The sequence below is a fragment of the Microlunatus elymi genome (assembly GCF_007362775.1).
Lineage (GTDB): Bacteria > Actinomycetota > Actinomycetes > Propionibacteriales > Propionibacteriaceae > Microlunatus > Microlunatus elymi.
In genome coordinates this window covers 1,033,885-1,046,927 of the sequence record NZ_CP041692.1, presented here as the reverse complement: position 1 = coordinate 1,046,927, position 13,043 = coordinate 1,033,885, and the positions used below count along the sequence as shown (strand labels likewise).

Below are 13,043 nucleotides of genomic sequence, written 5' to 3'. Positions count from 1 at the left end.
AGGGAGTTCGCGCCTGTCCATCGGTTGTCGCTCGTGCAGAAGGTCACCAATCAGGAATGGCCGCCGGATCCGATCGCTCGGTATTTTCCGCGCCGCAAGCCAATCGCGGTACAGGCACGGGTGGACTTCGAGAACGACGGCGAGGTGTGGCTGCCTGGCGAGGCGATCCGTTGGGTCCGTCCGGTGGTGTTCGTACGCCTGGACGACAAGCGGATCGACGGGTTCGGGCTGTGGGTGCCGGCGAGCGATGTGCGACGCGCCTGAGACTCGGAGCACCAGCGGTGGACGATCACCAGATCGCTCGCGTCACTCCCCCGTCGCCGCGGTGAGCGTCATCCATGTCGATGGCTCGGTCGGCATCTTCCTGCGAGGTTAGGGCAATCTTGACAGCCGCCTGCTGGGCGGCAATGTCCGCCAGCCAGTCTTCCCGACTCTCGCCCACGAGTGGGCGGCGACCCGGCGCGATCCCCTCGGTTCGATTGGCGATGTCGTCGCGATGCTCAGCCGCTGACGCGACCGTGTCGACGTGCCACAGCTCGGCGGTCTCCTTCCGCGCTTCCGCGACGGCCTGAGCCAGCGTCTCGACCACCCTGGACAGGCCGTCCTGTGTGAAGCCGATCAAGTCTGGCTCGACCTGGCGACCGGACCGTTCACACTCGACGCCGTCGCGGGTCAACACCGCGAGCGTCAGGTTGTTGGAGGCGTCGAAAAGCAGCTGATGTTGATCAAGGTCGGCTTCATCGCGCCCGACATGACTTGACGGAGGCGTTCGGTATTGCGAAATCTGGACCTGAACGTCCGCGTTGGTGATCTTGACATCGGAGATCCAGGCGTTGACGGCGGCCAACTGCGTGTTGACGCGAGCATCAACCCGAGTGGCGAGGTCGAGTTCGGCAAGCCGATGCCGGATCACGTCCGAGTGTGGCAACGCGCCGCCTTGCTCGGACGTGTCGAGTGCCTTCGCCATCTCGGTGTGAGGATCCAGGTGAAGATCGGAGGCGGCTCGACCAGCGCGCACGATCGCCGAGTAGCGCCGCATCGTCTCGAGCCAGTCGTGCTGCTCAGCTTGGGGAACGTGCCACGCTTGCCGTGGGTCGACGCTGCTCAGGTACGCCTGGACTGCATTCACATAGTGCGCGTTGGGTTCGCGGGCACGCATCTGGGCAGCCTCGCACGATGACGTCGCACCGATGCCAACTCGATCTCGTCCACAGTGACGCTCCAGCCGTCGCCGCTCTGGGTCAGGTGGACGGTGCTCCTTACTTCGTTTGCGAGCTGCTGGGCCGCGTGAGCTGCCGGTCGCGGTCCGGAGATTTCGATCTCGCGGACGGTCGGGTTCTTGGTGGCTTCGGTGTGAATCGTGACCTGGTCGGTCAGCCCTGCGGCATCCATCACCGTGTTTAGTCTCTGCAGGAGTCGGTCAGCGTAGAGATCCAGTCCGCGGTCCAGGATCTTGCCGGCGTCCTCAAGACGATCTTCCATGGCTGGCGTCACAAGATCATGCCCGTAGCCTGCTTCCTGGTCGTACGACCAGAACAGCCGGCCCTTCGCTTCACTGAATGCCTCGGCCGCAGGTCCCCCGAGGTGCGGTGGCATCGTCGAGACTTTGAAACAGTCGGGTTGCCCGACGCCGAGGTGAGCCGATGGCTGAAGAGCGGTGTCCACTGCGGGATTGGTCGCACCCAGCCGAAGCTCCTGCAGTTGATCGTCGGCGACGCTGGTACGGGACGAGCGGGTTTCGGTGACGGCACGGGCGATCAAGCTTCGTACGACGGACTCCTCACCCGTTTGTGGGGTGTCGATCCACAACCGGACTTTGGAGCTCTCGGGCGCGTCTTCGATGAAGACGGAGACGTGATCATCTAGCCCAGCGTGCACCAGCCCGTCGGTAATGATGGCTGCCCGCATTCTCGCGGTGTTCCTGGCGTCGGACTCGTAGGGATCGTCTTCGTTCAGCGGCTCGAACTCGTGGACCTCGTGAATGAGCGGCACCTCGGGTTTGACGAAAGGCGGTACGGGCTTGCGCGATCCGCCGTACGGATAGAGATAGAAGGCATGCTCCGTCAGGTGGGCGCTGGAAGCGCCGCGCAGTGAACGAACGAGCCGTGACATTGTGCCCAGGAGTCCGTGAGATTCAGTTGTCGATGATGTGGTCCAGGTGTAGTCCGGCACCCTGGGTGCGGCCGCATAACTTTCTGCCGCGTCGATCGGCAAGTCAGTGTCAAGCCGCGAATGATCAGCTCTAAGCCGGTGCAGGATGGCTCGAAGCTCGACCTCGTCGTCCCAGACATGGAGTCGATATGCCATCGCTGGATCCGATTCCGGTCGAGTGATCTCGCCGACTTCGGCGGCAATCTCGATGCCACAGTTGCGGCCCTGATCGTACGCGTGCTGAGCCGTGCGCTCCACGCTTGCAAGGCTCATAGAGTCAGCCTGGCTCAACCGCGCAGCCTCGTCGCTGAAGCGGGCGTTCTGACGCTGGGGCGGATCGTGTGAGTCATCCGTGGTCGAAGTCGGCGCGCCAATCGTGACGTCGAACATGTCAGCGACCTCAGCGATTGCGTTCCGGACCTGTTCTTCGAACGATCGTTGGTCGACCTCGGCGATCGCGGGGCTGACGATGATCTTCATGGCATCGGGACCGCTGAGCTCGAGATCGTACGCATCCTCTCCCGCCCCGCACCGACGTACGCTGTCGATCCGACCGTGCGGCGTCAATTCGATCACCGCGTCGTCGGCAGTGCCGGATTGGTTCGGCATTTGCCGCTGATCTTGAGACTTCGGCTCGGCGCAATCGACACGTCAAGATCGGTGATAGCGCTGATCTTGTGGTCGCGACCTAGCCCCGTCCGCTGCATGATTCTGCTGCGTAAGGCCAACCGGGCGACCTCGTCTCGGATCTGCGGCAGGTAGGGAGAGTCGGGGTGATCGAGCCCCTCGCGCTGCAGCGCGACGCTCACTCGCTCCCATACGGTTTCGCTGTCGCCTGCCCAGACGGCTCCGACGAGTCTCATGACTTCCCGCTCGAACGCCGGGGCCGCGCGATCCGGAAGGTGCGCGCGAAGGGTGGTTGCGAGGTGGAGGCGGTCGACATCCGCAGTCATCGGATCGGGTCACTTCCTCATCCTTCAATCGAAAACCAATGTTCCTTGATACTCGGGCCTGGTGGCCGGGACTTGAATCAGCGAGCGATGACGATGAACTCCTGCGGTTCGCGACACGACGTCGTCCACGGCCACCTCGCTTGCAGATTCGGGCCGTCCGGGTCCGGCTGCACCAGCTGCTGGGGCGATCAGTGTCGCCGGGTGGTTGAACATCTGGCGGGCTGCTTCGGCGTCCGGTTCCTTGATCAACTGTCCGCGGAAGCGCGTGTCCGCGAGGTCGGGCAGGTAGGTCATCCGGTAGTGCTCGACCAACGCGGCCTTCTTGCTCTCATCGAGGCCACCCCAGCTCGCCCGCGTAGAAGTCGGTGAGACAGCAGCGAGGCGAAGCCAGTGCTGGCGGGTGTTTCGCGGCATGTCGTTCCACGCCTCGCGGATCCGATCCTCGATGCTCATGGCGTTGGTGACCTTCCCGATCCTGGGCGGGAGTGCAGGCACCAGGCCCACCTCGCCGGAGGCCAGGCCGCGGTCGACCTCGGTGATCTTGGTGCCGTGCGCTGTCACCAGCGGGATGTTGTCGCGACCGATCAGACGCCGCACTTCTCTATTGGCCATCACCTTCGCCACCTCGAGCTGTTCTGCGTCCGTGACCGCGGCAAGTGGATGACGTGCCATCACGGCGCCATCGACAACGTTGTCGTAACAGCGCTTGTACCAGTGACGGGTCACGTGCACGCGAAGTTGATCACCGTCAAAGCGATCATCGGGTGCGTAGTTGATCGCGCGGCCCTCGCCGGTTCGTTGCAGTCGTTCGGTCATCCTCGCGGCCACGGTCGACGCGTCGGCAAACGCGATGTCGCGTACGACGCCAACAGCCTGCAGCGAACTTCGTGGCTCAGCGTTGGGCCGAGCACGCCGAAGGATCGCAGCAGTGTCCTCCACCTGTTGTGCGTCGATCGGCTCGTACGGCTGGCTCAGATTGGCTCGCAGCGTGTTGATGTAGACGTGCACGTACCAGTCACGGAGTAACCGTCCGGTCGGTAGGTGACGGATCGATCCTGTGGTCTCATTGATCGCCGTGACCTTGATGATCTTGCGAGACCGCTGCCTTCCGGCGGCAACGGCCCGCTTGCGCAGTTGATCAAGGTCGTCGCGGGCGCGCTGCTCGGCCTCGTTACGTGCTGCTCGGGTGATCGTTTCGGCGACTGTCAACTCCATGGCTCAGTCCCCGATCTGACCAAGGTCAAGGCCGAACTCGTTCAAGATCTCGTCGTCGTCCATGGAGTCACGGAGATCCGCGATGGCGGCGTCGCGCTGTGTGCGCGCCTCCTCGGCGCGACGTTCTGTGATCTTTACGGGATCCCATGTGGGGATCTCAAATGCCGGGTTCTCGCCTGGTTCGTCCGTGGGCCCGCTCATGACGCCTCTCCCTAACCTGCGACTTCGGCGCGATGCGATGCTCGTTCCGCGACTGGGGCGCCGATCTGATCGGTCTGCGCTGATGAGGCACCGTCGTCCAGCATCGATGCGAGGACTGCGCTGTTGCAGAGTGCCCTGCCGGGTGCTCCGTCCGACAGGAAGGTCGGATGCCGTTCTGCCACGTCGGCGGCCGCATCGACGGGGTCCATCCCGGTGCCGTCGGCGAGATGGCGTACGAAGTCGACGCGCTGCTCAAGCGGCAGGCGTTCCGCCCAGGTGGCCAACTCGCGGAAGACTGCGAGCCGTCGATCAACGTCGTCGTCACCGATGTTCGCTTCGGCGATCTTGCGATCGGCCAACACATACGCTGCGTCTCCGGCGTCATCGAGGACCCGGACGAGTGCCGAAGCGTTGGTCTCGGCGAGTGCGGCAGGGTCCGTACCCGAAGGAAGATCGGCAACCTTCACCTCGCGGTGGCCGGCGTCCACGAGTCGGCTCCAGGCGCGTTCGGCTGCCTTCCGGCCGGCTTCGTCGCCGTCGAACGCAAGGTAGATCGGAGCAGTGCCGACGACGTCGGACAGCCGCCGTTCGTGGTCGGCGGTGAATGCCGTACCGGAGGTGGCCAGCCCAACCAGGTCACTGCCCGTCTGCTGGGCCGCAAGATCAACAGCGATCGCGTCCAGCGGTCCCTCGGTGATCACCGGCCGGTGACCGTTACGCAACAGGGTTGACGATTCTGCAAGTCGGTAGATCAGATCGCCTTTGTGGAAAATCAGCGTCGTCGGCGTGTTCACGTACTTCGGCAGGTCGTCGCCTGCGTCTAGCCGGACACGCGCGGTGAAACCCACCACATCACCGCGTTCGTCACGAACGGGAAGAGTCATCCGGTCTCGCATGCGATCAATCAGGTGCCCGGTTCTGGCGCGCGTCGACATTCCCGCGGCTTCGATGTGTTCGTCGCTGTAGCCCAGGGACCGAAGATGATCGGTCAGGTTCGTCCAGCCGGTGGGCGCGTAGCCGACCCCGTGGCTGTTGACGGCGGGTAGGAGGGCACGCTCTGCCAGGTAGTTCGGCACCCACGAGCCGGTGACGTGCTGACGGAGGAACGCCTGGCTGTCCGCCACGATCGCCACCAGGATTGATCGGGCGTCCGGCGGTAGGGCAAGCGCCTTGGCTTCGTCTCGGAGTACGGAGGTGCGTTCGGCGGCTTCCGTGACGCGGACAGCAACCGCGGCCTCCGACGGGGATGACGTCTTGGCCATGTGCGGCTCGATCGCGTCCATGATCGTCCTGGCGGCGTCGATGACGCGTTGACCGGTTCGGCTAACGATCTCGCTGAGCTCGACATGCTCGACGGCGGCAATCGGATAGGCCCACAGCGCGACGTACGGGAAGCTGTAGGCATCGGTGACCACACCACGGGCGCTGAGCGTCAGGTAGGCAACGGATTCCGCTTCCACTTCTCTGATCCCGCGGCACGGTTCGTCGTCGCTTTCACCCTGTACGTGCAGCAGCACGTGCGCCAGCTCATGGGCCAGCGACTTGACGGCCTGTGCGGCGTCGACGTTGTCGCGGACGACCACTTCTCGCTGACTCGGAACGGTCAGCCCGTTCGCCTGGCCGAGACGTTCGTCGCCGGCGCGGAGCAGCCGGTAGCCACGTTCACTGATCTCGTTGGCCAGCGCGTCCCACAGACCCGCCGGCGCACTGCCCGCCAACAGATTCGGCTGTACGGGTTGGGGAATCGGTGGCCCGCTCGTCTGGCTGATGTCGAACACCGACGCCGGGCGAAACCCGACCACGTGCTGCCGGACCGTCTTATGGCCGTCAGGATCGAGCTTCGGTCGACCCAGTTCGTCCGTCACTTCGACACGTCGGGTAACCGGGGCGAGGATCTTGATCGACCGCTCGCCGCGGCGGACTTGCCGGCGAGTCGACTTCCACGTGTTGTAGCTGGCGACCGTTGTCGCGTCCGGTCGCTGAGCCATGATCAACATCAGGTTGTGGAAGCTGTACCGGTGAAGTCGACGGGCAAAGTCGAGCCACGACTGCCACTGCTTGCCGGTTTCGATCGCGTCGACCGCGGCGCGCAGCTGATCATGCAGCTCCTCGATCGTCACGCGTGGTCGCGCCGCTGACTCCTCGGACACGGTCGTTCACGACCGTTCGAGCGCGGCTATCCGCGCCGCCTGATGGGCGAGTTGATCTTGCTGCGCTCGTACCGCGGCCGTCAGGTCATCGATCTGATTCTGCAGTTGTTCGACGATCAGCGGAACGTCCGGCGTCCCGATCAGGGATCGGTCTTGGCGGCCTGCGCTGGGTGCTTGCGGCATGGTGATCTCCTTGGATTCCTAGATGTGTCGGGTCGATCCGCGACATTCGGCGGCCATCGCGTCGACGTCGAGAGGGGCAGGCTCGAGTGCGAGGGCGGCCTGCAGCCGTTCGGTTCCGCTCGGCTGTTCGGCGTTGTGACTTGCGCGGACGGCACGCGATGCGGAGGTCCACGCGGAGTGCTGTTGGGTTTGCTGCCGCGGCTCCGCGCCGAGCGGATCGTTTGTGTTGACGTTCCACACTGCCCGGTACGCGACAACCTCCCGCAGCGCCGTACCGCGAGCTTTTCCGTGGCCGATCTCACCGAGCCAGCTGGGAGCAGTAGCTTCGGCGCCGGCGACCAGAGTCGTGATGCGGTCCGCCATCTCCCCATATCTCCGGGGCAGATACTCGTCCCACGGCGCTTGCAACCCACGGGGTGATGATGCCGCCAACCAGCTCGGCACGGGGGCGTCGCGCGCTTCGTGATCATGGTGACCGATGAGTACGTCCAGTCGGTGCGCCATGATCTGGGCATCGGAACGGGCATCGGTCCAGTCGCGCATTCGTTCGGCCGTGCGCAGGGCCGTCTCGGCGTCCCAGCCGTTCGCCTCTGCAACGTGGAGTCGATGTACGACGCTCGGCCAGGCCGGGTCGCCAGTGAGCCCGGGACGGATCCGCTCGGCAGACTCGCGGTAACGATCACCGGTCTGCATGCCGAGCGCGTGCTCGTACTCGAGGGCCGTCCGATGAAGATCATCAGTGCTGGCGATCGCCTCGCGGATCGTTTGCAGAGCGGACAACTCGGACCCGGTCCGGCGGATGATCGACTGCAGGACCTCGGCGGCACTGCCGGCGACATCGGGCTGATGGTCGGGGCCCCGATCGGACAGCACTTCGACGTACAGCTGGGTCGACTGTCGTGCTCGGCTCAGACCGACGTACAGATCCTCCCGCACCATCGTCGGATCAACAATCAAGTGGGCGCGGTCGACGGTCAGACCCTGCGAGCGACGGATAGTCCGGGCGTAGTCGAGCTCAACGTGCGCGTGAACATACTCGGCAGACAGCGTCACCCGACCACGGTGTCGCCGATGCGCGACGGTGAGCGCGCCGTCCTCGAGTACGCGCTCGACCAACCACGAGTCACCGTTCTTGACCCAGTCCCGACCGCCGTGCACCGTGAGCAGTCGCTCGTTGCGCCGGGTGGCGACGTGATCGCCGACACCCGCGACGTTGCCGTCCCGAAGCGCGACTCCGTCGACTGCCACTCGGCCGGCAAGCACAAGATCTGCACGAGCACGTGCGTTCAGCGCCGACACCTCTGTGCTCGATGGCGCGAGCAGCAGGCTGTCGCGCCCGGCTCGAACGTCAGCAAGCCAGCCTTGGTAGGCAGCGTCGGGAATCGTCTCCGTCGCGCCGGCGGTCACCCGCTGACGACTCAGATAGAAGTCGAGGGCTGCCACTTGTCCTTCGCGGACCAGCAACGTCGCCTGCGCATCGGCCGGGTCGGCGAATCGGACGACCTGCTCCATCCGAATGGCGCCGACGTCGTAGGCGAGTTGACGGATCACTCCCCCGGCCTCGACGGCACCGAGCTGGCGATCGTCTCCGACAAGTCGTACGACGGCACCGGCGTCACGAGCCCGCTGGACGAGCCGATCCAACATCAGCGTCCCCGTCATTCCGGCCTCGTCGACCAAGATCATCGCCCGGTACGGGATCTCGTCTTGATCATGATCAAACTTGGCGACCGTGTCGGTCTGCACGCCGAGTTCGTGAGCGAGGACGTCGGCCGCGGCTGCCGATGGCGCCAGCGCGAGCACCAGGTGCCCGGTGCTGGTCCAGGCGTTCGCCACCGCACGCAACGCCGTCGTTTTGCCGGCTCCAGCAGGCGCGAGCCCGAGCTGAACCGCTTTCCCGGACAGACAGAACGCCCTCACCAGTCGTTGCTGACCGGCATTCAGCTCGCGACCCGCTGCGGCGGAATGGGTGATCGACTTCTGTACGGCGCCGACATCGATCCGCTGCGCGTGGCCCCGGCGCGCCGCGGCCAAGATCCGTTCCTCGGCGTCGAGGATCTCGGTGGTGGTGAATCGCGTGGACGCGTGCTCGATGAACACGGACTCGCCGTCGCGCCGCTGAAGCGGTACCGGTTCTTCAACAAGGCGAGGAGTGTCGATGCGAATAGCGCGCGTCGGATCGGTGACGGTGTTGACGATCTGCTCAACCAATGCGTCGCGATCTGGCGTTGCGATGGAGCGCGATTGGCGGTGCGCCTCGGCCCGGATGTGGTGCACGTTCCAGGTCGACCGGGTGGCTGACAAAACGCGAACAACCTCATCAGCGATTTCCGGCAAAGCTGCTTGTGGGGAGGGAGCTCCGCGACGCAAGGCCGCCTGCTCAAGATGGGCAGCAATGTCGTCAACTCCGAGAAGCGGTCTGGCCTCGACGATCCAAGTCTGAACCATCTGCTGCAGCGATCGTCCGAGTTGTTTGTCCGGTCGCTCGGAGAGTGTCGCCTGCTGATAAAGCTGGAGCCTGGCCGGATCCGTCGGTTCGCGTCCGTGCGCAGCTCGATAGTCAGCAAGCAAGGACCGATACTGCTGCTCGATGTTCTGTCGACGCTTGGAGAACTGCCCAATCAGATCAGCCGGGATCCCGACGATTTCTCGTACTGGCCGACGATCGGCACCAAGATCATCACGCTCTTCAAACTGGACGCCGAGCCGTTGCCGAAGCTCGTCCTCGATGCGGGTGTTGTAACGCTCGGACAGCGACACCGCCGCGGCAAACAGAGCCCGACCGTCGAGCGAACGCCACTTGCCGTCGCTGCCCACCACCTTGTTGGACACCGCAACGTGGGTGTGCAAATCAGGGTCGCCGGCGCGCGAATCCCAGTGATCGAAAACTGCCGCGATCACACCAGTGGTGTCGATCTGTGCCTGTCCCTGGCTGCCGGCTCGCGTGTAAGCGGCGTTGCGTTCGAGCCAGTCCAGACAGTCGGCAACCGCCGCACGATGTGCCTCGTAGATCTCCCGTCGGGTACGCGCCGACCCCAGACCCCACAGCACCGAGACGGACTTGACCGGCGTGAACACCAGGTCGTACCCGGCCACCGCGTGACGAGCAGTTGGCGCGTCCAAGTCAGCCAGCTCAATCGGGTCGATCGGTCTCCGTCCGGTACGTCGGACGAACTCCTCAGCGACGACACTCTGCCGGATCTCCAGCTTCTCGTCGTCGGTCAGCAGCCGCCCGAGCCGGCGCTCCTGCTCGCGATAGAACTGCGCGATCTTGGAACGCAACGGCCCGGTGCCGTACGCCGGAAACCGACGCCCGAGCCGCACGGCCGCGTCGGCTTCTTCGGCGGTTGCTCCGGCAGCAATCAGGGCTTGCCGGATGGCGCCCGCGTTCGGGTGCAGCCCCTCACCGAAGAGCGCCCGCATCTGTTCCTCAGTTACGACACCGTCAAATTCGAGTTGCGCAGCGAGAGACCCCGACCAGCGCCCGGGCGGCTGCCCGGTCGCCGTGTAGTACTCGGCCAGCGAGCGATCTCCAGCATGATGATCATCGTGACGCGCTACCGAGCGCAGCAGGTAGAGGTACCCGTCGCCCGCGTGAAGCACGTGAATGGTCATCACGAGCCATAACTGTAGTTACCATTCAGAGGATCTGCAAGAGGTGTGTCACGGTTGGACCAGCAGTACATCGCTCTGGTTGACGTGCATGCCCCCGTCGGCCCGGATGGTGGCACCCGTCAGGTACGACGATGTGCCGTCGAGCAGGAAAAGCACGACGTCGGCGATTTCGTCCGCGGAGGCCATTCGGGCTCGGGGTGAACCAGGAGGCACTTGTCCAGGGTGCGGATTGGGGCGCGTCGGAGGTGTCCCGGCCGCCCGGACCAATGGCGTGTCAACCGGCCCGGGGGCAACAGAGTTCACGCGAATGCGGTCGACCGCGTGGTCGACGGCCATCGAGCGGGTCAGGGCATCGATGCCGGCCTTGCTGACCGAGTAACCGAGGACCCGCTCCGCTGGGGTCAGACCTTGCACCGAGGAGATGGTGACGATCGCCCCTCCCCCACGTTCACGGAGGCGCGGCACGGCGTACTTGGCGGCCAGGAACATCCCGGTGAGGTTGGTGTCGAGGACGTAATGCCAATCGGCCTCGGTGGTGTCCTCGACCGTGCCGTAGGTCTGGATCCCAGCGCAACACACTAGCCCGTCCAGTCCGCCGTACCGGCGTACTGCTTCGTCCATCACTCGGGACATGTCGTGCGCAGATCGCACGTCGGCGACGGTGCCAAAGACTGTTTCCCACCGTGCGTCGGCCTCTGCGTCGAGGGTGGCTTGGTCGTGGGTGCAGTAGACGACGGCCCCGCCCTGCACGGCGAGCTTCTCGACGACCGCGCGACCGATTCCGGTTGATCCCCCGGTGACGACGGTGACCGTGCCTCGCAGACTCATAGCACGCCGAACTCGCGGTAGACCTCGTCGATGGGCATCCCGCTGGCAATCTGCTCGCGCTGCGCATTCTCCTTGGCGAAGGTGTCCTCGACCTGGAGCAGCACCTCGTCGACGTAGGGACCGGGGATCAGTTGGACGCCATCGTTGTCGGCGAAGATGAAGTCTTGCGCGGTGACCCGGACGTAGTGGGTGAGATGTCCGGGAAGATAGATCGGCCTGTTCACGTCGGTGATCGTCCAGCCGCCGAACGCGTTGGGTCGGGTACCGAAGCTGAACACCGGGAAGTCCGGCATGCGCAAGACGTACTCGGTGTCGCGGCAGTTTCCGGCCAGTAGCATGCCGCGGCATCCATGGGCATATGCGAGCTGGCAGCTCATCTCACCGAAATGCGCCGGCTGGGTGTCACGTCCAGTGTCGAAGCACAGCACGGTGCCATCCGGACGCTGATCGACCGTACGCATCATTTGCTTCTGTGGATGTCCGCCCTTCGTTTCCCAAGCCGCCTTTTGGGCTGCAGCTTCCTCGGGGGTGAGTCCCTGGTCTGCGAGCGAGTGCAGCTTGACGGGCAAGGCTCTGCCCACCAGCAGCATGTGCTGCCGCAGCGGTCGGAAGGCTTCGGAGAGAACGGTGTCGGTGATGCCGCAGCGCCAGAGAGCGTCGGAGACGTTGCCTCCATAGCCGGCTCGGCGGAATCGTGCGATGCGTTCCAGGTCAGTGATGTCGAGGGTACGCGGCTCGCTTCGGGTGCTGGCGGTCATGTCAGTGCTCCGTGGTTGGTAGCGTCGATGAGCCCGCGGACGTACCCGACAGCGAACAGCCTGCCGAGCGTCTCATAGCCCGGCGAGTCGTTGTCCTCCGACGCCATCGTCGGTACGTGGTCGACCCGCAGATAACCGTCGAAGCCGACCTCCTCGTACGCTCGGATGGCTGCGGCCATGTCGGTCTGACCGTCGTCCTGGAACGTCTCGGTGAACCGTTCTGGTCCGCCGCGGACGTCTCGGAAGTGGACGAAGAACACTCGTCCGGTACTGCCGAGGAGCTTGATCGCCGACGGGATATCCACCCCCATCGACGAGACCGTGCCCTGGCAGAGGGTCACGCCGTTGTTCGGGCTCGGCACCAGATCGATCACCCGCTTCATCGCCTCCGGGCTGGTGAGGATACGCGCGATGCCACGGATGGGTGAGATGGGCGGGTCGTCGGGATGTACGGCGAGTCGGACCCCGTTCTGCTCGGCGACCGGAACTACGGCCTCGAGGAAGTAGTGCATGTTCTCCCACAGTTGGCTCTCCGAGATCTCGCCCCATCGAGTCAGCGGCGCATTCGCCAGTGCGGAGTGGTCGTAACCGGTGACCAGCGCGCCGCCACGCCCGCGCAATGCAAACGACGTGCGCATCCAGCTCAGACCTGCCATCCAGTTGTGGCAGATGACCTCGATCCCCAGCCGGCCCATGTTCTCCAGCAACTGGTTGAACTGGTCGATGTGCCGGTCACGTTCCGGTAGACCGAGCTTGATCGGCTCCTGGATCGCGGCCGGCGCGGACTCGATCACCGACCAGCGCAGACCTGCGTCGGCGAACCGCTGATTGAGCCGGAAGAGATGGTCGAAGTCCCACGGCGGCGGCTGATCGGGGCCTTCCGGAACGCTGCAAACAGCGTCGGTGATGCCCATCTGCTTGCAGAGGTCCCACATTGGAGACGGCGTCGGCGGCAACGCATCGGCGATCTTGATGGAAAGAGTCATGGT

General features: G+C 64.7%; 12 protein-coding genes. 1 reads left to right on the top strand and 11 read right to left on the bottom strand.

The genetic code is table 11. The annotated features are described in order from the left end of the window. Positions 1 to 33 precede the first annotated feature (33 nt). Positions 34 to 264 carry a hypothetical protein gene (locus FOE78_RS04605; protein WP_143985265.1) on the top strand — a complete coding sequence of 77 codons (231 nt, stop codon included), beginning with the start codon at positions 34 to 36 and terminating at the stop codon, positions 262 to 264. A 25-nt stretch (positions 265 to 289) separates the two neighbouring features. On the opposite strand, the gene FOE78_RS04600 is transcribed toward FOE78_RS04605, so the two are convergent. From FOE78_RS04600 to FOE78_RS04555, 11 genes are read right to left on the bottom strand one after another with little or no spacing between them, the layout of a single operon-like run. Then, positions 290 to 1,159 (bottom strand): hypothetical protein, encoded by an 870-nt coding sequence (locus tag FOE78_RS04600; protein WP_143985264.1) that lies wholly within the window; start codon positions 1,157 to 1,159, stop codon positions 290 to 292. Further along, positions 1,126 to 2,760 carry a hypothetical protein gene (locus FOE78_RS04595; RefSeq protein ID WP_143985263.1) on the bottom strand — a complete coding sequence of 545 codons (1,635 nt, stop codon included), beginning with the start codon at positions 2,758 to 2,760 and terminating at the stop codon, positions 1,126 to 1,128. Before FOE78_RS04595 ends, FOE78_RS04600 begins: the two co-directional genes overlap by 34 nt. Next, a complete protein-coding gene (locus tag FOE78_RS04590; RefSeq protein WP_143985262.1) occupies positions 2,724 to 3,104 on the bottom strand; it encodes a hypothetical protein in 381 nt (126 codons plus the stop codon). Before FOE78_RS04590 ends, FOE78_RS04595 begins: the two co-directional genes overlap by 37 nt. 24 nt (positions 3,105 to 3,128) lie before the next feature. Then, complete coding sequence (locus FOE78_RS04585) at positions 3,129 to 4,319, bottom strand: hypothetical protein (RefSeq protein ID WP_143985261.1); 1,191 nt, start codon at positions 4,317 to 4,319, stop codon at positions 3,129 to 3,131. Between the two features lie 3 nt (positions 4,320 to 4,322). Continuing rightward, entirely contained in the window at positions 4,323 to 4,520 is a 198-nt protein-coding gene (locus tag FOE78_RS04580; RefSeq protein ID WP_143985260.1) for a hypothetical protein, read from the bottom strand. A gap of 11 nt (positions 4,521 to 4,531) precedes the next feature. Beyond that, positions 4,532 to 6,640, bottom strand: a complete 2,109-nt coding sequence (locus FOE78_RS04575) for a toprim domain-containing protein (RefSeq protein ID WP_168207377.1) — start codon at positions 6,638 to 6,640, stop codon at positions 4,532 to 4,534. Positions 6,641 to 6,676: 36 nt separating this feature from the next. Then, positions 6,677 to 6,853, bottom strand: a complete 177-nt coding sequence (locus FOE78_RS23525) for a hypothetical protein (RefSeq protein ID WP_168207376.1) — start codon at positions 6,851 to 6,853, stop codon at positions 6,677 to 6,679. A gap of 18 nt (positions 6,854 to 6,871) precedes the next feature. Continuing rightward, positions 6,872 to 10,468 carry a MobF family relaxase gene (gene mobF / locus FOE78_RS04570; protein WP_143985258.1) on the bottom strand — a complete coding sequence of 1,199 codons (3,597 nt, stop codon included), beginning with the start codon at positions 10,466 to 10,468 and terminating at the stop codon, positions 6,872 to 6,874. A 48-nt stretch (positions 10,469 to 10,516) separates the two neighbouring features. Beyond that, entirely contained in the window at positions 10,517 to 11,296 is a 780-nt protein-coding gene (locus FOE78_RS04565; protein ID WP_143985257.1) for an SDR family NAD(P)-dependent oxidoreductase, read from the bottom strand. Continuing rightward, positions 11,293 to 12,054 carry an RraA family protein gene (locus FOE78_RS04560; protein WP_210414808.1) on the bottom strand — a complete coding sequence of 254 codons (762 nt, stop codon included), beginning with the start codon at positions 12,052 to 12,054 and terminating at the stop codon, positions 11,293 to 11,295. The genes FOE78_RS04565 and FOE78_RS04560 overlap by 4 nt, the downstream gene beginning before the upstream one ends. Then, positions 12,051 to 13,040: a mannonate dehydratase gene (locus FOE78_RS04555; protein WP_228266048.1), complete on the bottom strand. Its 990-nt coding sequence runs from the start codon at positions 13,038 to 13,040 to the stop codon at positions 12,051 to 12,053. Before FOE78_RS04555 ends, FOE78_RS04560 begins: the two co-directional genes overlap by 4 nt. Positions 13,041 to 13,043 lie beyond the last annotated feature (3 nt).